We start from the raw sequence: 23,156 nt of genomic DNA on the forward strand, positions 1-23,156 counted from the left end.
AGTCGATCAAGTTGATCAAGCCGGTCAAGTCCGAGCACTATTTAAAGCAGGGGCGCTACGCGCGTAGAGTGGCCCCTTTCCCGAGGAGAGTGCGCCATCGACGCGTCCAGCAGCCCTCCGCTCACCGCCCGGTCGACAGTCGCGGTAGAGCTCGCGGGCATCACCAAGCGATTCCCCGGTGTCGTCGCCAACCACGACATCCACCTGACCGTCCGCAAGGGCACCGTGCACGCCCTGGTCGGCGAGAACGGCGCCGGCAAGTCGACCCTGATGAAGATCCTCTACGGCATGCAGAAGCCGGACGAGGGCACCATCGAGATCGACGGCGACCAGGTGAGCTTCTCCAGCCCCGCCGACGCCATCGCCCGCGGCATCGGCATGGTCCACCAGCACTTCATGCTCGCGGACAACCTGACCGTCCTGGAGAACGTCGTCCTCGGCAGCGAGAAGCTGTACGGAATCGGCGGCGGCGCCCGCAAGAAGATCAAGGAGATCTCCGACCGCTACGGCCTCGGGGTGCGCCCCGACGCTCTGGTCGAGGACCTCGGCGTCGCCGAACGGCAGCGCGTGGAGATCCTCAAGGTCCTCTTCCGCGGCGCCCGCACCCTCATCCTCGACGAGCCGACCGCCGTCCTCGTCCCGCAGGAGGTCGACGCGCTCTTCGACAACCTGCGCGAACTGAAGTCCGAGGGCCTCTCCGTCATCTTCATCTCCCACAAGCTGGGCGAGGTGCTGTCCGTCGCCGACGACATCACCGTCATCCGGCGCGGCACCACCGTCGGCACGGCCGTCCCCGCCGAGACGACCCCGCGCCAGCTCGCCGAGATGATGGTCGGCAGCGAGCTGCCCACGCCGGAGACCGCGGAGTCCACGGTCACCGACAAGCCCGTCATCGAGGTCAGCGCCCTCACCGTCTACGCCAGCGGCGGCACCTCCCTCGGCATCGAGGCGGAGCCCAGCGGCGGCACGACCCTCGCCCCGGAGGGCGGCGAGGTCAAGAAGGTCCTCGACGACGTCACCTTCACCATCCACGCCGGCGAGGTCATGGGCATCGCCGGTGTCGAGGGCAACGGCCAGACCGAGCTGATCGACGCGCTGATCGGCACCAAGCACGCCCACTCCGGCGTCATCCGCTTCCTCGGCGAGGACATCACCCCCTGGCCGACCCGCAAGCGCCGCGAGTCCGGCGTCGGCTACATCCCCGAGGACCGCCACCGCCAGGGCCTGCTTCTGGAGGCCCCCCTCTGGGAGAACCGCATCCTCGGCCATGTCACCGAGGCCCCCAACGCCAAGGGCTTCTGGCTGAACCCCAAGGGCGCCCAGGCCGACACCCGCCGGATCGTCGAGGAGTACGACGTCCGCACCCCCGGCATCGACGTCACCGCCGCCTCCCTCTCCGGCGGCAACCAGCAGAAGCTGATCGTCGGCCGTGAGATGAGCCACAACCCCAAGTTCCTGATCGCCGCCCACCCCACCCGTGGTGTGGACGTCGGCGCGCAGGCCCAGATCTGGGACCGCATCCGCGAGGCCCGCCGCGAGGGCCTGGCCGTGCTGCTGATCTCCGCCGACCTGGACGAGCTGATCGGCCTGTCGGACACCCTGCGGGTGATCTACGACGGCAGGCTGGTCGCCGACGCCGATCCCGCCACCATCACCCCCGAGGAGCTGGGCTCGGCCATGACGGGCGCCGCGTCCGGTCATCTGGAACACGTTGAGACGCCCATGGCAGACGACGAAGCTGCCGGCCCGGAGGACGAGGCCCGATGAAGAAGTTCGACAAGGAGCGCCTGCTCCTCGCGGTGGCCGGCCCGGTCATGGCGCTCGTCGCGGCGATCCTGCTGACCTCGGTCGTGCTGATCGCCTCCGGCAAGAACCCGTTCGAGCCGTACGGGCTGATGCTGGAGCAGATCCCGTTCTCCGACGTCCAGGTCCTGATCCTCAACCAGGCGTCGCTGTACTACATCGCCGCCCTCGCGGTCGCCCTCGGCTTCCGCATGAACCTGTTCAACATCGGTGTCGACGGCCAGTACCGCCTCGCCGCCATGATGGTCGCGGTGGTCGGCGCGCACGTGGCGCTGCCGTCCTTCCTCCAGATCCCGCTGCTGCTGCTGGTCGGCTCGCTCACCGGCGCGTTCTGGGCGGGCATCGCGGGTGTCCTGAAGGTCACCCGCGGCGTCAGCGAGGTCGTCGCGACGATCATGCTGAACGCGATCGCCACCAGCGTCATCGGCTACCTCACCCTCCGCGAGAACTTCGGCGTCCTGGTCGGCGACAACGTCACCACGGGTGAGATGAAGGAGTCCGGCTGGGTCCCCGGCATCAACCTCGGCGCGGACGTCGGCGAGATCTACGGCCTGGTCTTCCTCGCCGCGGCGCTCGGCATCGGCTACTGGGTGGTGCTCAACCGCACCCGCTTCGGCTTCGACCTGCGCGCCACCGGCGAGTCGGAGACCGCCGCCGCGGCCTCCGGCGTCAACGCCAAGCGCATGGTCCTCACCGCCATGCTGATCTCCGGCGCGGTCGCCGGCCTGTCCGGCCTGCCGCTGCTCCTCGGCGACGCCCACACCTACAGCCTGAGCTTCCCGACCGGCCTCGGCTTCACCGCCATCGGCATCGCCCTCCTCGGCCGCAACAACCCCGGCGGCATCGCGCTCGCCGCGCTGCTGTGGGCCTTCCTGGAGAAGACCTCTCCCGCTCTCGACTACGCCACCCCGGTCGCGTACGAGAAGGAGATCGCCACGATCATGCAGGGCCTCATCGTCTTCGCGGTCGTCATCTCCTACGAGTTCGTCCGCCAGTGGGGTCTGCGCCGCCAGCAGAAGCGGGTCGGCGCCGAGCTCGCCGCCCAGGCCGCCAACAACAACGCCAAGAAGGAGGTGGCGGCCTGATGTCCACCGCGACCATCGCCGAGCCGCAGGCGAAGAAGCCCGGCAAGGGCGGCCGCCGCATGTCTCTCCCGGTACTCCTGCTGGTCATCGCGGGCGTGCTGGTCCTCACCTCGATCGTCCGCCTGATCAGCGGCGCGGACGGCATCACCTCGACCGGGCAGATGTCCACCGCGCTGCGGCTGGCCGTCCCGATCGGCCTGGCCGGCCTCGGCGGCCTGTGGGCCGAGCGCGCGGGCGTCGTCAACATCGGCCTCGAGGGCATGATGATCCTCGGCACCTGGTTCGGCGCCTGGGCCGGCTACCAGTGGGGCCCGTGGACCGGCGTGGCCTTCGGCATCATCGGCGGCGCGCTCGGCGCCGTGCTGCACGCCGTCGCCACCGTCACCTTCAACGTCAACCACATCGTCTCCGGTGTGGCGCTGAACATCCTGGCCCTCGGCACCACCCGCTACCTGTCGAAGTTCACCTTCGAGGAGGCCCCGCAGGGCTCCTCCAAGCAGTCCCCGCCGATCGACTCGCTCGGCACCTTCGACATCCCGGGGCTCTCGGACTGGCTGCAGACGCTGAACGGCAAGCACTGGTTCCTGGTCTCCGACCTCGCCGGTCTGATCGGCGGTCTGGTCACCAACCTGTCGCCGCTCACCGTCGTCGCCGTCGCGCTCGTCCCGGCCACCTGGTGGGTGCTGTGGCGCACCGCCTTCGGCCTGCGTCTGCGCTCCTGCGGCGAGAACCCGGTCGCCGCCGAGTCCCTCGGCGTCAACGTCTACAAGTACAAGTACATCGCCGTGATCATCTCCGGCGGTTTCGCCGGCCTCGGCGGCGCGTTCCTGTCCATCGTGGCCTCGAACGTCTACCTGGACGGCCAGACCGCGGGCCGCGGCTACATCGGCCTCGCCGCGATGATCTTCGGCAACTGGATGCCGGGCGGCCTCGCCCTCGGCGCGGGCCTGTTCGGCTACACCGACAGCCTCAACCTGCGCGGCGGCACGACCAACGTGCACGCGCTGATCCTGCTGCTGGCCATCCTGCTGGTGATCGGCGCGGCCTACCTGGCCTGGCAGAAGAAGTACGTCAGCGCGCTGAGCACCCTGCTGGTCTCGGCCCTGATGTTCGTCTGGTACGTCAGCGTGGACGAGGTCCCGCGCCAGGTCGTCTCCGCCGCCCCGTACATCGTCACCCTGCTGGTGCTGTCGCTGTCCGCCCAACGCCTGCGCATGCCCAAGGCGGACGGTCTGCCGTACCGGAAGGGACAGGGCAAGTGACCCCGGCCGCCGTCGACTGGGACGCGCTGCGGGAGCTGGCCCGGGAGGCCATGAGCCACGCGTACGCCCCCTACTCCGGCTACCCGGTCGGGGTCGCGGCCCTCGTCGACGACGGCCGCACCGTCACCGGCTGCAACGTGGAGAACGCCTCCTACGGGCTCGGCCTGTGCGCCGAGTGCGGGCTCGTCTCCGAGCTGCAGCGGACCGGCGGCGGCCGGCTCACCCACTTCACCTGCGTGGACGGGCGGGGCGAGATCCTCGTCCCGTGCGGCCGCTGCCGCCAGCTGCTGTTCGAGTTCGGCGGTCCGGAGCTGCTGCTGGAGACCCCGGCCGGCATCCTCCCGCTGGCCGACATGCTCCCGCAGGCCTTCGGCCCCGACCACCTCAGGCAGCCGGGCCACACCGAGTAACCCCCGTGCGGCCCCTGAGCCCGCTCGCCTCGAGCACAGGGGCCGCACGGTTCTGATTTCCCGAAAGGAACGCCATGGCCATGGACGCCATCTCCGTCATCCGCACCAAGCGGGACCGCGGTGAGCTCAGCGACGAGCAGATCGACTGGGTCATCGACGCGTACACCCGCGGCGAGGTCGCCGACGAGCAGATGTCGTCGCTCGCCATGGCGATCCTCCTCAACGGCATGAACCGCCGTGAGATCGCCCGCTGGACGGCCGCGATGATCGCCTCGGGCGAGCGCATGGACTTCTCGTCCCTGTCCCGCCCGACCGCCGACAAGCACTCGACGGGCGGCGTCGGCGACAAGATCACGCTTCCCCTCGCCCCCCTCGTCGCGGCCTGCGGGGCGGCGGTCCCCCAGCTCTCCGGCCGGGGCCTCGGCCACACCGGCGGCACCCTCGACAAGCTGGAGTCGATCCCCGGCTGGCGCGCGCTGCTCTCCAACGAGGAGATGCTGTCGGTCCTGGACGGCACGGGCGCGGTGATCTGCGCGGCCGGCGACGGCCTCGCCCCCGCCGACAAGAAGCTCTACGCCCTGCGGGACGTCACCGGCACCGTCGAGGCGATCCCGCTGATCGCCTCCTCGATCATGTCCAAGAAGATCGCCGAGGGCACCGGCTCGCTGGTCCTGGACGTCAAGGTCGGCACCGGCGCCTTCATGAAGACGATCGAGGACGCCCGCGAACTCGCCTCCACGATGGTGGGCCTCGGCACCGACCACGGCGTGAAGACCGTCGCCCTCCTCACGGACATGTCCACCCCGCTCGGTCTCACCGCCGGCAACGCCCTGGAGGTCCGCGAGTCCGTCGAGGTCCTCGCCGGCGGCGGCCCCTCCGACGTCGTGGAACTCACCGTCGCCCTGGCCCGCGAGATGCTCGACGCGGCCGGCGTGAAGGACGCCGACCCGGCGAAGGCCCTGGCCGACGGCTCGGCGATGGACGTCTGGCGTCGCATGATCGCGGCCCAGGGCGGCGACCCCGACGCGAAGCTGCCGGTGGCCCGCGAGCAGCACGTGATCAAGGCCCCCTCCTCCGGTGTCCTCACCCGCCTGGACGCCTACGACATCGGCGTCGCCGCCTGGCGCCTCGGCGCGGGCCGCGCCCGCAAGGAGGACCCGGTGCAGGCGGGCGCCGGCGTGGAACTCCACGCCAAGCCCGGCGACACCGTGACCGAGGGCCAGCCCCTCCTCACTCTTCACACGGACACCCCGGAACGCTTCGACTACGCACTCCAGTCGATCGAGGGCTCCTACGACATCGCCACCCCGGGAACGCGACACGAGGCGACCCCGGTGGTGTTGGAGCGCATCGCCTGAACCAGCCCGTCCGGGGGCGGCAGCCCCCGGGAACGGTGGGGGAGGGCAGGGGCGGCGGGGGCGAGAATCGCCGTCAGGCGAACACGCCCCCCTCCCCGAAGACCAGCGCGCCGAACCGCTCCCCGATCCGCCGATGCGTGGCGGCATCAGGATGCAGCTGATCTGGCAACGACAGCTCCTCGGAATCCCGCTCCCCGTACAGCTCGCGCCCGTCGAGATACCACAGCAACGGATCCTCCCCCGCCCGCTCGGAAACGATCCGCGCCAACTCCTCCCGAATCACCCGCAACGTCAACTTGCCCCCCGCCACCTCCGCCGCCTCTCCCATCGGCACGAACGTCAACCGCCCTTCCCCCAGCCCGCCGAAGTCCGGCGCGGTGGGCCCGGGCGTCTCCTCGTGCATCGGGCACAGAATCGGAGACACGACCAGCAGCGGCGTCCGCGGATGCCCCTCCCGCACGGTGTCGAGGAACCCGTGCACCGCGGGCCCGAACGCCCGCAGCCGCATCAGGTCCATGTTGACCAGATTGATCCCGATCTTGAGGCTGATCAGATCGGCCTCCGCGTCCCGTATCGCCCGCGCGGTGAACGGATCGAGCAGCGCGCTCCCGCCCAACCCGAGATTGACCAGCTCCACCCCGCCGATCGACGCGGCGACCGCGGGCCAGATACCGGTGGGCCCCGCCCCGTCGGAACCGTGGCTGATCGAACTGCCGTGATGCAGCCACACCCTCCGCCCGGACGGGCGCGCCGGCTCGACCGCCGCGTCCGTCCGCAGGGCGACGAGCTCGGTGGTCTCGTTGTGCGGCAGCCAGATCTCGACGTCCTTGCCGCCCTCGGGCAGACCGGAGAAGCGGACGGTCCCGGGCCGGCCGGCCCGGCGCTCGACGCTTCCGTCCCGCATGTCCATGGTCACCGTGTTGCCGCCGGAGATGCTGCCCCGGCCGGCGGGACGACCGTCGACGAGCAGCTCGTAGACGCCGTCGGGACGGGGCGGCGCGCCGATGTAGAGACGCTTGGTGGGCAGCGCGTCGAGCTCGACGACAGTGGCCCGGGTGCGGAACGCCAGCCGCACGCCCGACGGCTGGGACTCGGCCATGGCGAGCTGCTCGTCGGCGCACTGGGCGCGGGCCCGGGCGGGCAGCCGGTGCGGCAGCACGCCGTGCTCGGTCCGCTCGACGTCCAGGGCGCCGCGCAGCAGCGCGGCGGTGACGGGCGTGGTGGTCCAGCGGTCGCTGGAGCGGTCGTCGGTGGGCATGACCTCATCCTTGTCGTTCGGAAGACGCAGGCCAGTTCCGCAGCAGCGCGTCGAGGGCGTCCACGATCCGGTTCCAGCTCTCCTGACTGTCGGGGGCGCTGTGATCGAAGCCGCCGCCCAGCTCCAGGCCCACGTACCCGTTGAAGACGCTGCCCAGCAGCCGCACGGCATGGGTCTGGTCCGGCTCGGCCAGGTCGTAGCCGCGCAGGATCGCCCGGGTCATCCCGGCGTGCCGGACGCCGGCGCTCGCGGCGGCCGTGGCCGCGTCGAGCCGGAGCTGGGCGGCGGCCCACCGGCCGGGGTGTTCGCGGGCGTAGTCGCGGTACACGCCTCCCAGGGCGGCCAGCGCGTCCTTGCCGGCCCGCCCGGCCAGCGCGGCCGCACCCCGGTCGGCCAGCTCCTCAAGGGCGACCAGGGCGATCCGCGTGCGGAGGTCCTGGGAGTTGCGCACATGCGAGTAGAGGCTCGCGACCTTGACGTCGAAGCGCCTGGCCAGCGCCGAGACGGTCACCTGGTCGAAGCCGACCTCGTCGGCCAGTTCCGCGCCGGCTCGGGCGAGGCGTTCCGGGGTGAGACCTGCACGCACCATGAGGCCGATTATGCAATTGCCTAAAGGTGTTAGGCAAACAAGATGCTCCCTGCCGGAGACTCGGCACCTCTTAGGAGCGAACTGACGATGAGTTACGAGCCCACGCCCGGTCTACCGCACGTGGACGCGACGACACCGCCCGTACTCACCCTGCCCGGACCCATACCCCGCGCCCGGGTGCCCGAACTCTGCGACGACGTGGGCAGACTGCTGGAACGCACCGGTGCCCGTGCCGTCGTCTGCGACGTCACACGCCTCGGACCGCCGGGGCTGCAGACCGTGGACCTGCTGGCCCGGCTGCAACTGGCCGCCCGCCGGGCCGGCGGGGGCGTCCGGCTGCGCGACCCCGATCCCTCGCTACGCGCCCTGCTGGACCTGGTCGGGCTCCGCTTCGAGGTGGAGGGGGAGACCGAAGAGGGGGAACCAGCGCTCGGTGTCGAGGAAGAAGTGGAACCCGGTGAGGCGGCCTTCTGAGATCTCCAGCACCTGGATCGCCCACGGCGCGAACCCGCCCGCCTCGGGGTCGGGCTTGTACTGCGCGAACCCCGGCAGGCCGTTGACCTCGACGGGCAGCAGCCGTGAGCCCGCGCAGGCCGCGCCGAACGTCGTCATGAAGCCCGCGATGTCGTCGTGACCGGTCAGCCACAGGTCGAACGGCGGCATCGACATCACGGCGTCCTCGTGCAGCAGGGCCGTCAGCGCCGTCATGTCGTACCCCTCGAACGCGGCCACGTAGCGCTCCAGGAGTTCGCGCTGCCCCTCGTCCAGAGGGTCGGAGACCGCCGCGTCCGCGCCGGAGTCCGCCCGCTCTGCGAGCGTCGCGCGGGCCCGCTGCAGGGCGCTGTTCACCGAGGCCACCGACGTGCCGAGCAGCTCGGCGACCTCGCTCGCCCGCCACGCCAGCACCTCGCGCAGGATCAGCACCGCCCGCTGCTTGGGCGGCAGTTGCTGCAACGCCGCCATGAACGCCAGCCGCACCGACTCCTTGGCCACGGCCGCCTCCGCCGGGTCCTGCACCGCCGGCAGCACCCGCCCGTCGGGCATCGGCTCCAGCCAGGTGTTGTCGGGGCTGGGCGACAGGGCCGCCTGGGCGAGCGGCGTGGACTCGGTGAGGTCCATCGGGCGGGCCCGCTTGTTGCCGGCCGAGAGCATGTCGAGGCACACGTTCGTCGCGATCCGGTACAGCCACGACCGCAGGCTGGAGCGGCCCTCGAACCTGTCGTAGCTCCGCCATGCCCGCACCAGGGTGTCCTGCACCGCGTCCTCGGCCTCGAAGGAGGAACCGAGCATCCGGTAGCAGTAGCCGGTCAGCTCGACCCGGTGCTTCTCCAGCCTCGCGTCGAGATCGTCGGCCGTCGCCGTGCCCGCCGTACCGTCACTCATCGTCGTCCACCCACCCCTGTGGCCCGTCTGTCACGCGCCAGTGCGCCCAGTACTCCGGAAGCTATCGCACGCCACTGACAACGGCCCCCCGAGCAGCGGAAACCGCAGGTGGGGGGCCGTTCGTCAGAAGTCGGTGGTGGTGCCCGACGGGTCTGTCAGCCGGCGGCGAGCAGCGTCTGACGGCGGGCCGCCCGGGTGCCGAACACGGTGATCGTCACGACGCCGAGCACCGCGAGGACGCCCACGCCGACCGTGCCGGCCCAGCCGCCCGCGTGGAAGGCGATCGCGCCGACCGTGCTGCCCGCGCTGGAGCCGATGTAGTACGCCGACTGGTAGAGCGCCGAGGCCTGGGCGCGGCCCGTCGTCGCCGTCTTGCTGACCGCCGAGGAGGCCACCGCGTGGCCCGCGAAGAAGCCCGCCGTGATCAGGACCAGGCCCAGCAGCACCAGAGGCAGCGTGTCCGCCAGGGAGAACAGCAGGCCCGTCGCCGTGGTGCCGCCCGCCAGGTACAGCGCCCCGCGCCGGCCGAGCGTGCCGACCAGTCGACCCGCCGTCGACGCCGACACCGTTCCCACCAGGTACACCAGGAAGATCGAGCCGACGATGCCCTGCGGCAGCGAGAACGGCGCCTCGGTGAGGCGGTAGCCGATGACCGTGTACACGCCGCCGAAGACGGTCATGAACAGCGCGCCGATCGCGTACAGCCGGCACAGCAGCGGGTTCGACAGGTGGTCGCGGACCGTACGGGCCAGGACGCGCGGGCGCAGCGAGCCCGGGGTGAAGTGCCGCGGCGTCGGCAGCAGCAGCCGGAAGGCGACGGCGCAGGCCACCGCGAGCACGCCGATCGCGCCGACGGCGACCCGCCAGCCCCACTCCTGGGCGACCCAGCCGGTGATGACCCGGCCGCTCATCCCGCCGACGCTGTTGCCCGCGACGAACAGGCCGATCGCGGTGACCAGAGCGCGCGGTCGGACCTCCTCCGCGAGGTAGGCGGTGGCCGAGGCGGGCAGTCCGGCCAGGGCCGCGCCCTGCACGCCCCGCAGCACGACCAGCCAGCCCAGCGAGGGGGCGAAGGGCACCAGCAGTGCGACGCCCACGGCGACGGCCAGCGAGGCCGTCATCACCGCGCGGCGGCCGTAGCGCTCCGACAGGGCGCTCATCGGCAGGACGAACAGCGCCAGACCGCCGGTCGCCGCCGCCACCGTCCAGCTCGCCTCGCTCGCCGCGACCCCGAACTCGCCGGAGATCAACGGCAGCAGCGCCTGCGTGGAGTACAGCAGGGCGAAGGTCGCCACACCGGCGAGGAAGAGGGCGAAGCTCATCCGGCGGTAGCCGGGGCCGCCCGGGGCCATACGGGAGTCGGAATCCGCCCGGGACACACCGGGGACGGCGGAGGCGGAGGAGGGAACGGTCGCGACGGCGCCCACAGCGGTGGACGCCCCGGTACTGGCGGGAGACATGCCTCGAAACTACGGACGACCCCGCTCATCCGTCCAATGCACGGAATCCCCATAATCGTTCCCATGGTGCATCAGAAGAGGTCACAGAGCCGCCTGTCACCGTACAGTGACACAACAGACATGAATGACGACATCGTCACGCTCCTCGCCCCGCGGCTCGCGTACTTCGCGGGCGTAGCGCGCACCGAGCACGTCACCCGGGCGGCGCACGAGATGCAGGTCCCGCAGTCCACCCTGTCCCGGGCCATGGCCCGCCTGGAACAGGACCTCGGCGTCGACCTGTTCGCCCGCCACGGCCGCACGGTCTCCCTCACCCCCGCCGGCCGCACCTTCCTCACCTCCGTCGAACGGGCCCTCGCCGAGATCGAGCGGGCCGCCGACGAGGTGCGGGCGGACGCCGACGCCGCGACCGGCAAGGTCGCCTTCGGCTTCCTGCACACCATGGGCGCCGAGACCGTCCCCGCCCTGATCCACGCCTTCCGCGCGGACCACCCCCGCGTCCGCTTCAGCCTCGTCCAGAACTACGGCGAGGCGATGCTCGAAGGCCTGCGGGCCGGCGAACTCGACCTCTGTCTGACCTCGCCGATCCCCGACGCCCCCGACCTGGTCGCCCGCCGGCTGGACGAGCAGAAGCTCCGCCTGGTCGTCCCCGCCGACCACCGCCTCGCCGCCCGCCGGCGCGTCCGCCTCGCGGAGGCCGCCGACGAGAGCTTCGTGACGCTGGAACCCGGCTACGGTCTGCGCCGCATCACCGACGCCCTCTGCTCGGAGGCCGGCTTCCGCCCGAAGGTCGCCTTCGAGGGCGAGGAGGCGGAAACCCTGAGGGGTCTGGTGGCGGCGGGCCTGGGCGTCGCCCTCCTCCCGCCCCCGGCCGTCCCCCGGCCCGGCGTGGTGGAACTGACGGTCACGGCGCCGAGGGCGGTCCGGGAGATCGGCGTCGCCTGGCTGGACGGCCACCCGGACACACCCCCGGTGGCCGCCTTCAAGAAGTTCCTGCTGTCGAGAAGGGGGCATCTGCTGCCCTGACGAGGCGAGCCCGCTACCGTCGCAGCGACTTGCCGAACCCCGCGGCCAACGGCATCCGCAACCCCAGCGGCGGCGGAGCGAGCATCGCGTCCTCGACCGGCCGGGAGAAGCCCCGCCCGAACAGCACCCCCATCACGAAGTCCTCACCCAGGGACAGCACTTCGCTCCGGTACTGGTGCAACCGGTGCCCGTCGGCGTGGACTTCGAACCGGCACACCTCCCGGTTCACCTTCTTCGCCCGGGCCGCCAGCCGGAACGACAGCTCGGGGTCGGTGCGTTCGTCGTGCGTGCCGTGCACGATCAGCACCCGCCGGCCCACCAGCTGCTTCACCGGTTCGGGCGCGGCCGCCACGTCTTCTTCCGGCAGCCAAGGAGCGATCGCCAGCACCGAGTTGACGGCGTCGTGCCCGCCCGCGTGCAGGGCGGCCCGCCCGCCCATCCCGACGCCGGCCAGGCACACGGGGACGTCTCCGTAGCGTCGTACCGCCTCGTCGGCGGCCCACGAGGCGTCGGCGACGAGCCGGGCCTCGCTGCCGTTCCAGCCGCGGTAGCGGTACTGCACCGGGTGCACGGCCAGCCCGTCGCGCCGCCCCGCGCGGGCGAGCCTGCGGCCGAGGGCACGGACCGGCGAGGTCGCCCGGGCCGCCCAGGACAGCGCCGAGGGTCCGCGCTCGGAGACCTCCGTCCCGTCGGGGAGCAGCAGAACCACACCGCTCACCGCCTCCGGCTCCGGCCCGATCGCCTTCCCCAGCCCGGCCGTTCGCACCGGCGTCGCTTGCTGTCCCATGGCAGAACAGTGTCAGAAGCGCGGGCGTACGCGACCTGTCCTCGCGGTCACCGTTGCATATCGGCCGGAGTGCGCACCGCGCCGTCTACGCGCGTAGGAGTTAGAGTTCACAGATGACGAGCCAGAGCATCCAGAGGGGCGCCGCACCGAGTTCGGACCAGATCCGCCGCGCGCCCAAGGTTCTGCTGCACGACCACCTCGACGGCGGGCTGCGCCCCGGCACCGTCGTCGACCTGGCCCGCGAGGCGGCCTACGACCGTCTCCCCGAGAGCGATCCCGACAAGCTCGGCGTCTGGTTCCGTGAGGCCGCCGACTCCGGTTCCCTCGAACGGTACCTGGAGACCTTCTCGCACACCGTCGGCGTGATGCAGACCCGGGACGCGCTCGTCCGGGTCGCCCGCGAGTGCGCCGAGGACCTCGCCGAGGACGGCGTCGTCTACGCCGAGGTGCGCTACGCCCCCGAACAGCACCTCGAAGGCGGACTGAGCCTGGAGCAGGTCGTCGAAGCCGTCAACGAGGGCTTTCGGCAGGGCGAACGGCTCGCCCGCGACAACGGCCGCCGCATCCGCGTCGGCGCCCTCCTCACCGCGATGCGGCACGCGGCCCGCGCCCTGGAGATCGCCGAACTCGCCAACCGCTACCGGGACCTGGGCGTCGTCGGCTTCGACATCGCCGGCGCCGAGGCGGGCTACCCGCCCACCCGGCACCTCGACGCCTTCGAGTACCTCAAGCGCGAGAACAACCACTTCACCATCCACGCCGGCGAGGCCTTCGGGCTGCCGTCCATCTGGCAGGCCCTCCAGTGGTGCGGCGCCGACCGGCTCGGGCACGGGGTGCGCATCATCGACGACATCGAGGTCGCCGACGACGGCTCGGTGAAGCTCGGCCGGCTCGCCTCCTACGTGCGCGACAAGCGGATCCCGCTGGAACTGTGCCCCAGCTCCAACCTCCAGACCGGGGCCGCCGACTCCTACGCCGAGCACCCGATCGGGCTGCTGCGCCGGCTCCACTTCCGCGCCACGGTCAACACGGACAACCGTCTGATGTCCGGTACCAGCATGAGCCGGGAATTCGAGCACCTTGTCGACGCATTCGGTTATACGCTCGACGACCTCGCATGGTTCTCTGTCAATGCTATGAAGTCAGCTTTCATTCCTTTCGATGAACGGCTGGCCATGATCAATGACGTGATCAAGCCCGGATATGCCGAGCTGAAGTCCGAATGGCTGTTCCAGCAGGCCGCTTCCACCAGCGGTTCCGTGGCCTCGGAGAGCTGAACCCCGAAAATTTGGGGCGCGGAATGCGGGCGGGCCTTCACGGTCCGTCCGCATTTCGGTGTTTGCGGTGGGCGCCTTTCCGTGTTTACGGTCTTGGACCGCTCAGTTCCCCTGTCTTCGAGGACGCATTCATCATGAAGCAGTCTGCTGCCAAGACCCTCGGCGTCGCCGCCCTCGGCGCCGCCTTCGCCGCCGCCGGCGCGGGCGCCGCCAACGCCGCCCCGGCCGTCCCGGACGCCGCCCAGGCGCTGGACGGCGTCACCAGGACGCTGCCGGCGGAGAACGTCGCCCAGGCGCTGCCGGGCGCCGACGGGGCGCTGGAGCAGGCCCAGCCGTCCCTCGGCGCGGGACTGGCCGCCGTGCAGCCGGTCGCCGAGAACGTGCTCGCGCAGGGCCCCACCGCGCCCGTCGCGGGGCTCCTGGGCGGGCTGCCGGTGCAGGGTCTGCCGACCCACGGCCTCCCGGTGAACGGCATCCCCCTGGGCTGACCGGACTCACCCGTCGTCGGGGCGCACCCGGAACCCCGGGCGCGCCCCGACGGCGTACCGGCGACCGGCGTCGCCGACGGATTCCGCGGCCTCACCAGGCCGGCCGGCCCTTGCCCTCCGCGGGCAGGAAGATCCACAGGGCGATGTAGAGCAGGAACTGCGGGCCCGGCAGCAGACAGGACAGCAGGAACAGCACGCGCATCGTGGTCGAGGAGGTGCCGAACCGGCGAGCCAGCGCGGCGCACACTCCGGCGATCACGCGGTCGTTCGTGGGGCGGGCGAGGCTGGACATCTGCGGCTCCTTGGCGAGCGTCGGTCCGGGGCGGCCCTGTGCGGCTGCCCCGACTGCCTTCCACGCTAAGGAGACGAACCGGACGAAGCGTCGCTCTACGGGGCGATCCCGACCCTGGGAATCGTCGGGGTCCGCCCCTGAGCCGCCTCGTCCGCCCAGGCCGCCCGCCGCCTCAGGCGCTCACTGTGACGCCGCAGCCGGCCACGGGCCGCCGGCACCACCGCGACGTGCGCCAGCGCCACACCCGTGGTGTTCAGCAGCAGCGAGTCGACGTCCACGACGCGACCGGGCACCCCCGTCTGCAACAGCTCGACGGCCAGCGACATCAGGGCGCCGGCGGCGACCGTACGGACGAAGGAGGCGACCGGGGAGACCCGCAGCCGGCCGTGGGCCAGCGGCAGCAGCACGCCCAGCGGGGCGAACAGCGCGAGGCCCTCGCCGATGCGACGCGCCGCCTCCGGCCAGCCCAGCCGCAGATCGGCGCGGATCCCGGCGAAGGGACGCAGGTTGGTGGGCATCACCCACGGGACGTCGAGCGGGCGCAGCGTGCACCAGGCGACGAACAGAAGATGTGCGGCCAGGAGGACGATCCCGGTCGCACGGATGCGGATCACGGCGCTGCCGCCGATGGAGCCTTGACGCTGCACGAACCCCTAGACGCGCCCCCCGGCACGATCGGTTCCGGCCCGGGACAGGTGTGCCCCCTGTCACTCCCCGGCCCGCCCGGGACGGCCCCCGACGCGCACCCGCCGGGCATCACGGCAGACCCTTAGGGGACGCGCGAAGAGTCTTGAGGGTCCTCAGGCGATCGCCGTGGACGGCGGCTTCCTGGCGCCCGGCCGTGAACGCACCTCGTCCGTGCACGCGTACCGGCGCGGCCGCTCGGCGCCCGGACCGCCCAGCACCACCGAGCCGTCCCCCTCGGCCGCCGCCGAGTCGGAGAACGTGCACACCAGTTGGGCGAGGGCGTACGAGGTCAGGTCGCCGGGGGAGACGCTCAGCCGCAGCGCGTCGTCGGGATCCCCGGGGCGCGGCCCCGCCACCCTTATGCCGCCGCTCACGTCCGTCGTGTAGCCGGCCCCCTTCTCGGCCGCCGACGGCGACCCGGCCAGCTCGTCCAGCAGGCCCTGGGCGACCAGGACGCGCCGCGCGGAGTCCACCGCGCCGTCCGGCACCGGCAGGCTCCGGTCCACCGCGACCAGCGAAGAGCCGCACAGCAGGAACACCCGCACCGGCACGCCCCGCGCGCTCTGCGCCGCCGCATCCGGCCCGGTGAGGGAGCAGCGCACCCTGGAGGGCGCGGGGCCGAAGTCGGTCGGCACCTCGGTCGCCCGGATCCCACAGCCGGCGAGCAGCACGCCCGACAGCCCCGCGAGCAGCGGCAGGGCGAGCAGCCGGCGAGCGTTCCCGCGTACGTTCATCCTGCGTCCCCCCGCATGTCCCGCTGCGCCTCCGCGCGCGCGTCGCCCCGCACGTCCTTCTGCCGGTCCTCGTCGTCCCCGTCCGGCTCCTCCGCCGGCTCCGAGACGCCCCTCGGCAGCCGCAGCGTGAACACCGCGCCCCCGTCGGGGGAGTTGGCGGCCGTGATCCCGCCGCCGTGGATATGGGCGTTCTCCAGGGCGATGGACAGCCCCAGACCGCTGCCCTCGGAGCGCGGCCGGGAGGCGCTGGCCTTGTAGAACCGGTCGAACACGTGCGGCAGGACGTCCTCGGGGATGCCGGGGCCGTGGTCGCGCACCGCGATGACCATCTCGTCGTCCGCCGCCGTCACCGACACCCGCACCGGCGAACCGCCGTGCTTGAGCGCGTTGCCGATGAGGTTGGCGAGGATCACGTCCAGGCGGCGGGGATCGATCCGCGCGTGGAGGCCGCGCTCGGCGTCCAGTTCGACCGCGTCCAGCCAGGCCCGCGCGTCGATGCAGTGCGTGATCTGGTCGGCGACGTCCACGTCGTCCAGCACGAGCCGTGCCGTGCCGGCGTCGAAGCGGGTCACCTCCATCAGGTTCTCCACCAGGTCGTTGAGCCGTCGCGTCTCGGACACCACGAGCCGCACCGCCGGCTCGATCATCGGGTCGATGCCGCCGGACTCGGCGTCCAGCTCCTCCTCCAGCACCTCCGTGACGGCGGTGATCGCGGTGAGCGGCGTGCGCAGCTCATGGCTCATGTCCGCCACGAAGCGGCGCGAGGCCTCGTCCCGGGCGGCCATGTCGGCGACCCGCTTCTCCAGCGCCTCCGCCGTCCGGTTGAACGTCCGCGACAGATCGGCCAGTTCGTCCGTCCCGGAGACCCTCAGCCGGGTGTCCAGCTGGCCCTCGCCCAGCCGGCGCGCGGCGACGCCCAGCCGGTGCACCGGCTTCAGCACGGTCGTCGCGGCCGCCTGCGCCAGCAGCGCGGCGCCGACCAGCGCCAGCCCGGTGGCGATCCCCAGCGACCAGGCCAGCGAGTTGAGGTCCTTGGCCTCCGGTTCGAGGGACTTGCGCATGTATCCGGTCGGTCCCCCGCCGAGCACCTTCGTCCCCGCCACCAGATACGGCGTCCCGTGGTCGACGACCCGCTGCCAGTACAGGTGGTACGGCGACTTGTTGCCCGCGCCGGTGTCCTGCTCGCGGTTCACAGCGGCGCGCAGCGACTCGGGCACGTCCTGCAGCGAGAAGCCGTTCAGGCCCCCGGAGCTGCCGTACATCGCCCTGCCGTCCGCGTCCTCGGCGACGAGCAGCACGCTGAAACGCTGGCTGCTGTTGGCCATCTGCCCGGCCGTCTGCTGCAGTTCGTCCCGCGAGGGATCGGTGGGCAGCGCGCCCGCCCGGTTCTGCATCTCCTGCTCGAAGTCCCGCAGCACCGCGCCCTGCGTACGCGTCAGCACCGCCTCGCGGTTGAGCCAGTACGCGATGCCGGACGCGGACACGGCGGCGGTCAGCGCCACCAGACCGAAGACCACCACGAGCCGCAGCCGCAGGCTCGTGAAACGCAACCGTGCGATGTGTCCCTTGCGCGCCGCGGACCAGCCGCGGATCCCCCCTTGCCGTCGGATCACTGAGGGTTGTCCAGGCGGTAGCCGACTCCGCGCACGGTACGGATCAGGGTCGGGGAGGACGGCACGTCCTCGACCTTGGCGCGCAGCCGCTGGACGCAGGCGTCCACCAGCCGGGAGTCGCCGAGGTAGTCGTGCTCCCACACCAGCCGCAGCAACTGCTGCCTCGACAGCGCCTGGCCGGGCCGCCGGCTCAGTTCGAGGAGCAGCCGCAGTTCGGTGGGGGTCAGCTGGAGGTCCTCGCCGTTCTTCGTCACCGTCATCGCCGCGCGGTCGATGACGAGGCTGCCGAAGGCCGCCGAGTCGTTCGACTCCCGCTCCCCGCGGCGCAGCACGGCCCGGATCCGGGCGTCGAGCACCCGCCCCTGGACGGGCTTGACCACGTAGTCGTCGGCGCCGGACTCCAGCCCGACCACCACGTCGATGTCGTCGCTGCGCGCGGTCAGCAGGATGATCGGCAGCTGGTCGGTGCGCCGGATGCGGCGGCACACCTCGAAGCCGTCGATGCCGGGCAGCATGACGTCCAGCACGATCAGATCCGGCCGCTGCTCGCGCAGCAGCTTCAGACCGTCCTCACCGCTCGCAGCGGTCGCCACCCGGTGTCCCTGGCGCGTCAGTGAGAGCTCCAGGGCCGTACGGATGGCGTCGTCGTCCTCGATCAGCAACAGGGAAGGCACGGGCTCATTCTGGCCCATGGCGGCCCGTCGTTCGACCTGTGGGGCACGACGGTTGTGGCACCGGCTCGTGTGAACGATCTGTGGTGTCGCCGTGAGCGACCCCTGTGACAGGTCTGTGACAGTCGGCGGACACGGCGATGAAGTGACCCCGGCAAGCTTTTCGGCACAGGCAAGGAAGCAGGACCGGAAGCGAGCCGGAAGGCGAGAGACCGGGAGCGGAACGCCGGCGGCGAACCGCACGGAACAAGAGACCGAAACACCGGAAGTCCACGACGGGGGGCGCGAGATGAACACGCTGCACGGGCTGAGCAACAGCGCAGTGGTCACGCGTCTGCACGACGTGCACCGGGTTTCCGAGAAGACCGGTGTGACGAGCGTGCGGGGGTGCGCTCGCAACACCGGACGTCAGCACACGACCTTCATGTCCGTGGTCGACGGGCGCTCGGGGGAGAGCGCCGGGGCGGCCGACGGGGGAGTCGCGTACGGGGAGGACCAGGGGGAGCGCCGCTCCCTGGCGGAGGCAGCGGACGCCGAAGCGGCGTTCACCGCCTACGTCCAGGAGCGCCGCGCCTCCCTGTACGCGACCGCGTTCCACCTCACCGGGGACCGGTTCGAGGCCGAGGACCTGCTGCAGAGCGCGCTGTTCTCGACCTACCGGGCGTGGGACCGGATCAGCGACAAGGCCGCGGTCGGCGGCTACCTCCGCCGGACCATGACCAACCTGCACATCAGCGCGTGGCGCCGCCGCAAGCTGAACGAGTACCCGACCGAGGAGCTGCCGGAGACGGTCGGCGACACGGACGCGATGCGCGGCACCGAACTGCGCGCGGTCCTGTGGCAGGCGCTGGCCCGGCTGCCCGAACTCCAGCGCACGATGCTGGTCCTGCGGTACTACGAGGGCCGCACCGACCCGGAGATCGCGGAGATCCTCGGCATCAGTGTCGGCACGGTGAAGTCCAGCATCTGGCGGTCGCTCCGCCGGCTGCGCGAGGACGAGGTCCTCAGCTTCGGCCGTGACGAGGAGGACGCCTTCGGCGAGCTCGTCGCCTGAGGTGAACGGGGGAGCCGGCTCCGTTCAGGGAAGCCGGTGCACGGGGGAACACGAGGGAATCACGGGGGAGCGGTACCGGGGGGACCCGACGGGGGAAGCTCGGGAGAGCGGTACCGCGCACCACGCCGTCAACGCCCGCGGGGGGACACGCGGGCGCAGGGACGGGGGAAACACGGGGGAACAGGGGGAAACACCGGGGGAACACGGGGGAGCACGAAGAAGCGGGGCTGGAGGGCCGGGGGGTCCGTCCAGCCCCGCTTCCGTGCTGTCGGGAGCGGGCCGCCGTACGCCCGCTAGGCCGCCGTACGCGTCGTCGGCGCGCGCCGGCCCGCCGCCGCCGAGGCCAGGCGGCCCATGGCCTCGTCACGGTCGCAGGCGTACGCGCCGAGCGCCGACTGCCGGGCCACGATGGAGCGTTCGGTACGCATCAGACGCCAGCCGCGCCGCAGCAGGAAGGGAACCGACTTGCGGCCCTCCTTCAAGTCCCGCAGGAAGCGCCGCCTGAACGTCGTCACCGGACCGCGGCTCAGGCACAACGCGTCGGCCAGGACGCCCAGTTCACGGCAGCGGCCGATGATCTCGGCGGCGAAGATGCCCTCCGCGATGAACAGCGGGGTCCGCCCGATGTCGACCGACTCCACGCCGGTGCGGGCGCTGAGGGAGATGTCGTAGACGGGGACGCCCGTACGGCCCGTGCGGCACAGCTCGGTGATCGCGGCGATCGCGGTGTCCGCGTCCCAGGAGCCGGGATCGTCCCAGTCGATGTCGGAGCTCCCCGCCACCAGCGGCAGGGTCGGGTCGTCACCCTCCTTGTAGAAGTCGTCGAGCCGCAGCACCGGAAGGCCGGAGCGGGCCGCGAGAAGGGACTTGCCGGAGCCGGAAGGGCCGCAGAGCAGCACGACGCGCGCGGGTATGGGCGGATGGGAACTCACGGGACACCAGTGTGAGGCATCGACCGGCCCCGCCACGACCCCGCGGGTCGGCTTTGCAGCGCGCGTCACACCCCAACTACCCTTCGTGTCGACCCGATCACCGAACGCACCAGAAAGCGGGCGCCCCGATGGCACGACACGCTTCCCCCAAGAACCCCGCCGGCCGGCGCACCCTGGTCGCCCTCGCCACGGCGGGGGCGGCGCTGGGCGTGGGCGCGGGAACCGCCGCCGCCGACACCGCACCGGTCCTGGACCTGGCGCAGACCCGCCCCACCTCCCTGGGCGAGGTCGACCCGCAGGCGGCCCTGGCGGCCCTGACCGGCGCGGTCGGCTACGCCACCGGCCCCGTCACGGACCTCAAGCCCAACCCCCTCGCCGGCACCGGGGTGGACCCCCTCGACAACGGCGTGGGCACCCAGGTCGCCGACTTCCAGCCCCTGACGTCCCAGATGCTGACGGGCCCGGTGGCCCAGGCGGAGTCGTTCGGGAGCATGCCGGTGGTCGGCCAGGCGGCGGGCCTGCTGGGCGCCTGACCGCCTCCCGCGGGGCACACAGCCCGAACAGGCCGGGTCTCTCCGCGGAGAGACCCGGCCTGCGCTGTACGGCGTGCGACGCGGGTGTCAGTACGACGAGCCCGACGCGCCCAGCGATCCCGTCGGGTGCCAGACCGTCTTCGTCTCCAGGAACGCCGTCATGCGATCGATGCCCGGGGTGGCGGACCAGTCGTCCACAGGCTGTGGACGCAGGACGCGCTTCAGGTTGTCCGCGGCGGCGATCTCCAGCTCCTTCGCCAGCGCCTCGTCCGCGCCCGCGAGGTCGATCGCGTTGACGTCCTGGTGTGCGGCGAGGGGCGCCGCGAGCTCCGCCGTACGGCCGGAGAGGACGTTGACCACTCCGCCGGGGACGTCGGAGGTGGCCAGGACCTCGCCGAGGGAGAGGGCGGGCAGCGGCGCCTTCTCGGAGGCGACCACGACCGCCGTGCTGCCCGTCGCGATCACCGGGGCCAGCACGCTCACCAGGCCCAGGAACGACGACTGCTGCGGGGCCAGGACGGCCACCACGCCCGTCGGCTCGGGGGAGGACAGGTTGAAGTACGGCCCCGCGACCGGGTTGCCGCCGCCCAGCACCTGGGCGATCTTGTCGGTCCAGCCCGCGTACCAGACCCAGCGGTCGATCGTCGCCTCCACCTGCTCGGCGGCCTTCGACTTCGACAGGCCCTCCGCGTCGGCGACCTCGTGCGTGAACTGGCCCTTGCGGCCCTCGAGCATCTCGGCGACCCGGTAGAGGACCTGGCCCCGGTTGTACGCCGTCGCGCCCGCCCAGCCGCCGAACGCCTTGCGCGCGGCCACGACCGCGTCCCGGGCGTCCTTGCGGGAGGACAGGGGCGCGTTCGCCAGCCACTTGCCCTTCGAGTCGCTCACCTCGTACACCCGGCCGCTCTCGGAACGCGGGAACTTCCCGCCGACGTACAGCTTGTAGGTCTTGAAGACGCTGAGACGCTGCTGCTCGGACTTATCGACTGTGCTCATTTATCGCTCGCCCTCCGGGCTCGACGGGGCGAGGTACGCCTCCAGGCCGTGCCGGCCGCCCTCGCGGCCGAAGCCCGACTCCTTGTAACCGCCGAACGGCGAGGTGGGGTCGAACTTGTTGAACGTGTTGGACCAGACGACGCCGGCCCGCAGCTTGCCCGCCACCGCGAGGATGCGCGAGCCCTTCTCCGTCCAGATGCCCGCCGACAGGCCGTACGGCGTGTTGTTGGCCTTGGCGACGGCCTCGTCCGGCGTGCGGAAGGTGAGGACGGACAGGACCGGGCCGAAGATCTCGTCGCGGGCGACGGTGTGCGCCTGGGTGACGTTGGTGAACAGCGTCGGCGCGAACCAGAAGCCGGACGTGGGCAGTTCACAGGCCGGCGACCAGCGCTCGGCGCCCTCGGCCTCGCCCTGGTCGGCGAGTGCGGTGATCCGGGCCAGCTGCTCGGCGGAGTTGATCGCGCCGATGTCGGTGTTCTTGTCCAGCGGGTCGCCGAGGCGCAGGGTGGACAGCCGCCGCTTCAGCGACTCCAGCAGTTCGTCGTGGATCGACTCCTGGACGAGCAGCCGCGAGCCGGCGCAGCAGACCTGGCCCTGGTTGAAGAAGATGCCGCTGACGATGCCCTCGACGGCCTGGTCGATCGGCGCGTCGTCGAAGACGATGTTGGCGCCCTTGCCGCCCAGTTCCAGCGTGAGCTTCTTGTGGCTGCCGGCGACCGTGCGGGCGATCTCCTTGCCGACGGCGGTGGAGCCGGTGAAGGCGACCTTGTCCACGTCCGGGTGGGCGACGAGCGCGGCGCCCGCGTCGCCGTAGCCGGGCAGGATGTTGACGACGCCCCGGGGCAGACCCGCCTGGCGGCAGATGTCCGCGAAGAACAGCGCGGACAGGGGAGTGGTCTCGGCCGGCTTGAGGACGACCGTGTTGCCGGTGGCGAGCGCCGGGGCGATCTTCCAGGCCAGCATCAGCAGCGGGAAGTTCCAGGGGATGACCTGGCCGGCGACGCCCAGCGGCCGGGGCGAGGGCCCGAAACCGGCGTGGTCGAGCTTGTCGGCCCAGCCGGCGTAGTAGAAGAAGTGCGCGGCGACCAGCGGCAGGTCGGCGTCGCGGGTCTCCTTGATCGGCTTGCCGTTGTCCAGCGTCTCCAGGACGGCGAGCTCACGGCTGCGCTCCTGGATGATGCGGGCGATGCGGAACAGGTACTTCGCGCGCTCGGAGCCCGGCAGTGCCGACCACTTCCCGAACGCCTTGCGGGCGGCCCGTACAGCCCGGTCCACGTCCTCGGCGCCGGCCTGGGCCACCTCGGAGAGGACCTCCTCGGTGGACGGGGAGACGGTCTTGAAGACCTTGCCGTCCGCCGCGTCGGCGAACTCGCCGTCGATGAACAGGCCGTAGGACGGCGCGATGTCGACGACCGAGCGGGACTCGGGAGCCGGGGCGTACTCGAATGCGGATGCCAT

24 protein-coding genes are annotated in these 23,156 nt (G+C 71.9%); 11 read left to right on the forward strand and 13 right to left on the reverse strand.

Features of this window, described 5'->3' with window-relative positions; genetic code table 11:
* Window positions 1–96 precede the first annotated feature (96 nt).
* The 5 genes from EV567_RS18415 (at window position 97) to EV567_RS18435 (ending at window position 5,918) form a co-directional block, all read left to right on the forward strand.
* On the forward strand, window positions 97–1,767 hold the full coding sequence (locus EV567_RS18415; RefSeq protein WP_130441350.1) for an ABC transporter ATP-binding protein: 1,671 nt from the start codon (window positions 97–99) through the stop codon (window positions 1,765–1,767).
* Complete coding sequence (locus EV567_RS18420; RefSeq protein WP_130441352.1) at window positions 1,764–2,888, forward strand: ABC transporter permease; 1,125 nt, start codon at window positions 1,764–1,766, stop codon at window positions 2,886–2,888. Before EV567_RS18415 ends, EV567_RS18420 begins: the two co-directional genes overlap by 4 nt.
* On the forward strand, window positions 2,888–4,150 hold the full coding sequence (locus EV567_RS18425; RefSeq protein WP_130441354.1) for an ABC transporter permease: 1,263 nt from the start codon (window positions 2,888–2,890) through the stop codon (window positions 4,148–4,150). Before EV567_RS18420 ends, EV567_RS18425 begins: the two co-directional genes overlap by 1 nt.
* Window positions 4,147–4,560 carry a cytidine deaminase gene (locus EV567_RS18430; RefSeq protein ID WP_130441356.1) on the forward strand — a complete coding sequence of 138 codons (414 nt, stop codon included), beginning with the start codon at window positions 4,147–4,149 and terminating at the stop codon, window positions 4,558–4,560. The genes EV567_RS18425 and EV567_RS18430 overlap by 4 nt, the downstream gene beginning before the upstream one ends.
* Before the next feature lie 80 nt (window positions 4,561–4,640).
* Window positions 4,641–5,918, forward strand: coding sequence for a thymidine phosphorylase (locus EV567_RS18435; protein WP_207228798.1), 1,278 nt, complete (start codon window positions 4,641–4,643; stop codon window positions 5,916–5,918).
* 73 nt (window positions 5,919–5,991) lie between these two features.
* Here the strand turns inward: EV567_RS18435 and EV567_RS18440 are convergent, their stop codons facing one another.
* Together EV567_RS18440 and EV567_RS18445 are read right to left on the reverse strand one after the other, a co-directional pair.
* A complete protein-coding gene (locus EV567_RS18440; protein ID WP_130441360.1) occupies window positions 5,992–7,176 on the reverse strand; it encodes a GDSL-type esterase/lipase family protein in 1,185 nt (394 codons plus the stop codon).
* A 4-nt stretch (window positions 7,177–7,180) separates the two neighbouring features.
* A complete protein-coding gene (locus tag EV567_RS18445) occupies window positions 7,181–7,765 on the reverse strand; it encodes a TetR/AcrR family transcriptional regulator (protein ID WP_130441362.1) in 585 nt (194 codons plus the stop codon).
* 87 nt (window positions 7,766–7,852) lie between these two features.
* On the opposite strand from EV567_RS18445, the gene EV567_RS18450 reads away from it, so the two are divergent.
* Complete coding sequence (locus tag EV567_RS18450; RefSeq protein WP_130441364.1) at window positions 7,853–8,239, forward strand: STAS domain-containing protein; 387 nt, start codon at window positions 7,853–7,855, stop codon at window positions 8,237–8,239.
* Here the strand turns inward: EV567_RS18450 and EV567_RS18455 are convergent.
* The gene (locus EV567_RS18455) at window positions 8,123–9,148 is read right to left on the reverse strand and encodes a sigma-70 family RNA polymerase sigma factor (protein ID WP_130441366.1); all 1,026 of its coding nucleotides are present in this window, start codon (window positions 9,146–9,148) and stop codon (window positions 8,123–8,125) included. The genes EV567_RS18450 and EV567_RS18455 overlap by 117 nt on opposite strands.
* Before the next feature lie 155 nt (window positions 9,149–9,303).
* Window positions 9,304–10,608, reverse strand: coding sequence for an MFS transporter (locus EV567_RS18460; RefSeq protein ID WP_130441368.1), 1,305 nt, complete (start codon window positions 10,606–10,608; stop codon window positions 9,304–9,306).
* A 63-nt stretch (window positions 10,609–10,671) separates the two neighbouring features.
* Between EV567_RS18460 and EV567_RS18465 the strand changes: the two genes are divergently transcribed.
* Window positions 10,672–11,634 (forward strand): LysR family transcriptional regulator, encoded by a 963-nt coding sequence (locus tag EV567_RS18465; RefSeq protein WP_130441370.1) that lies wholly within the window; start codon window positions 10,672–10,674, stop codon window positions 11,632–11,634.
* 13 nt (window positions 11,635–11,647) lie between these two features.
* Here EV567_RS18465 and EV567_RS18470 read toward each other — a convergent pair whose 3' ends face one another.
* Window positions 11,648–12,421, reverse strand: a complete 774-nt coding sequence (locus tag EV567_RS18470) for an alpha/beta hydrolase (RefSeq protein ID WP_130441372.1) — start codon at window positions 12,419–12,421, stop codon at window positions 11,648–11,650.
* Between the two features lie 113 nt (window positions 12,422–12,534).
* On the opposite strand from EV567_RS18470, the gene EV567_RS18475 reads away from it, so the two are divergent.
* Complete coding sequence (locus tag EV567_RS18475) at window positions 12,535–13,698, forward strand: adenosine deaminase (RefSeq protein ID WP_130441374.1); 1,164 nt, start codon at window positions 12,535–12,537, stop codon at window positions 13,696–13,698.
* A gap of 134 nt (window positions 13,699–13,832) precedes the next feature.
* On the forward strand, window positions 13,833–14,186 hold the full coding sequence (locus tag EV567_RS18480) for an ATP-binding protein (RefSeq protein WP_130441376.1): 354 nt from the start codon (window positions 13,833–13,835) through the stop codon (window positions 14,184–14,186).
* A gap of 91 nt (window positions 14,187–14,277) precedes the next feature.
* On the opposite strand, the gene EV567_RS18485 is transcribed toward EV567_RS18480, so the two are convergent.
* From EV567_RS18485 to afsQ1, 5 genes are all read right to left on the reverse strand, one after another.
* On the reverse strand, window positions 14,278–14,478 hold the full coding sequence (locus EV567_RS18485) for a PspC domain-containing protein (RefSeq protein WP_130441378.1): 201 nt from the start codon (window positions 14,476–14,478) through the stop codon (window positions 14,278–14,280).
* 95 nt (window positions 14,479–14,573) lie between these two features.
* The gene (locus EV567_RS18490; protein ID WP_130441380.1) at window positions 14,574–15,125 is read right to left on the reverse strand and encodes a VanZ family protein; all 552 of its coding nucleotides are present in this window, start codon (window positions 15,123–15,125) and stop codon (window positions 14,574–14,576) included.
* Between the two features lie 153 nt (window positions 15,126–15,278).
* Window positions 15,279–15,899, reverse strand: a complete 621-nt coding sequence (locus EV567_RS18495) for a hypothetical protein (protein ID WP_130441382.1) — start codon at window positions 15,897–15,899, stop codon at window positions 15,279–15,281.
* A complete protein-coding gene (locus EV567_RS18500) occupies window positions 15,896–17,512 on the reverse strand; it encodes a HAMP domain-containing sensor histidine kinase (protein WP_130441384.1) in 1,617 nt (538 codons plus the stop codon). The genes EV567_RS18495 and EV567_RS18500 overlap by 4 nt, the downstream gene beginning before the upstream one ends.
* On the reverse strand, window positions 17,509–18,186 hold the full coding sequence (gene afsQ1 / locus EV567_RS18505; protein ID WP_207228799.1) for a two-component system response regulator AfsQ1: 678 nt from the start codon (window positions 18,184–18,186) through the stop codon (window positions 17,509–17,511). The genes EV567_RS18500 and afsQ1 overlap by 4 nt, the downstream gene beginning before the upstream one ends.
* Before the next feature lie 286 nt (window positions 18,187–18,472).
* Here afsQ1 and EV567_RS18510 point away from each other — a divergent pair, with 286 nt between their 5' ends.
* Complete coding sequence (locus EV567_RS18510; protein WP_130441388.1) at window positions 18,473–19,237, forward strand: SigE family RNA polymerase sigma factor; 765 nt, start codon at window positions 18,473–18,475, stop codon at window positions 19,235–19,237.
* 293 nt (window positions 19,238–19,530) lie between these two features.
* On the opposite strand, the gene EV567_RS18515 is transcribed toward EV567_RS18510, so the two are convergent.
* The gene (locus EV567_RS18515; protein WP_130441390.1) at window positions 19,531–20,238 is read right to left on the reverse strand and encodes a uridine kinase; all 708 of its coding nucleotides are present in this window, start codon (window positions 20,236–20,238) and stop codon (window positions 19,531–19,533) included.
* A gap of 59 nt (window positions 20,239–20,297) precedes the next feature.
* Between EV567_RS18515 and EV567_RS18520 the strand changes: the two genes are divergently transcribed.
* The gene (locus EV567_RS18520) at window positions 20,298–20,702 is read left to right on the forward strand and encodes a hypothetical protein (protein WP_130441392.1); all 405 of its coding nucleotides are present in this window, start codon (window positions 20,298–20,300) and stop codon (window positions 20,700–20,702) included.
* A gap of 87 nt (window positions 20,703–20,789) precedes the next feature.
* Here the strand turns inward: EV567_RS18520 and EV567_RS18525 are convergent, their stop codons facing one another.
* Both EV567_RS18525 and EV567_RS18530 read right to left on the reverse strand, forming a co-directional pair.
* The gene (locus EV567_RS18525) at window positions 20,790–21,698 is read right to left on the reverse strand and encodes an aldehyde dehydrogenase family protein (RefSeq protein WP_130441394.1); all 909 of its coding nucleotides are present in this window, start codon (window positions 21,696–21,698) and stop codon (window positions 20,790–20,792) included.
* Entirely contained in the window at window positions 21,699–23,156 is a 1,458-nt protein-coding gene (locus tag EV567_RS18530) for an aldehyde dehydrogenase family protein (RefSeq protein WP_130441396.1), read from the reverse strand.

Source organism: Streptomyces sp. BK239, from assembly GCF_004217285.1.
Lineage (GTDB): Bacteria > Actinomycetota > Actinomycetes > Streptomycetales > Streptomycetaceae > Streptomyces.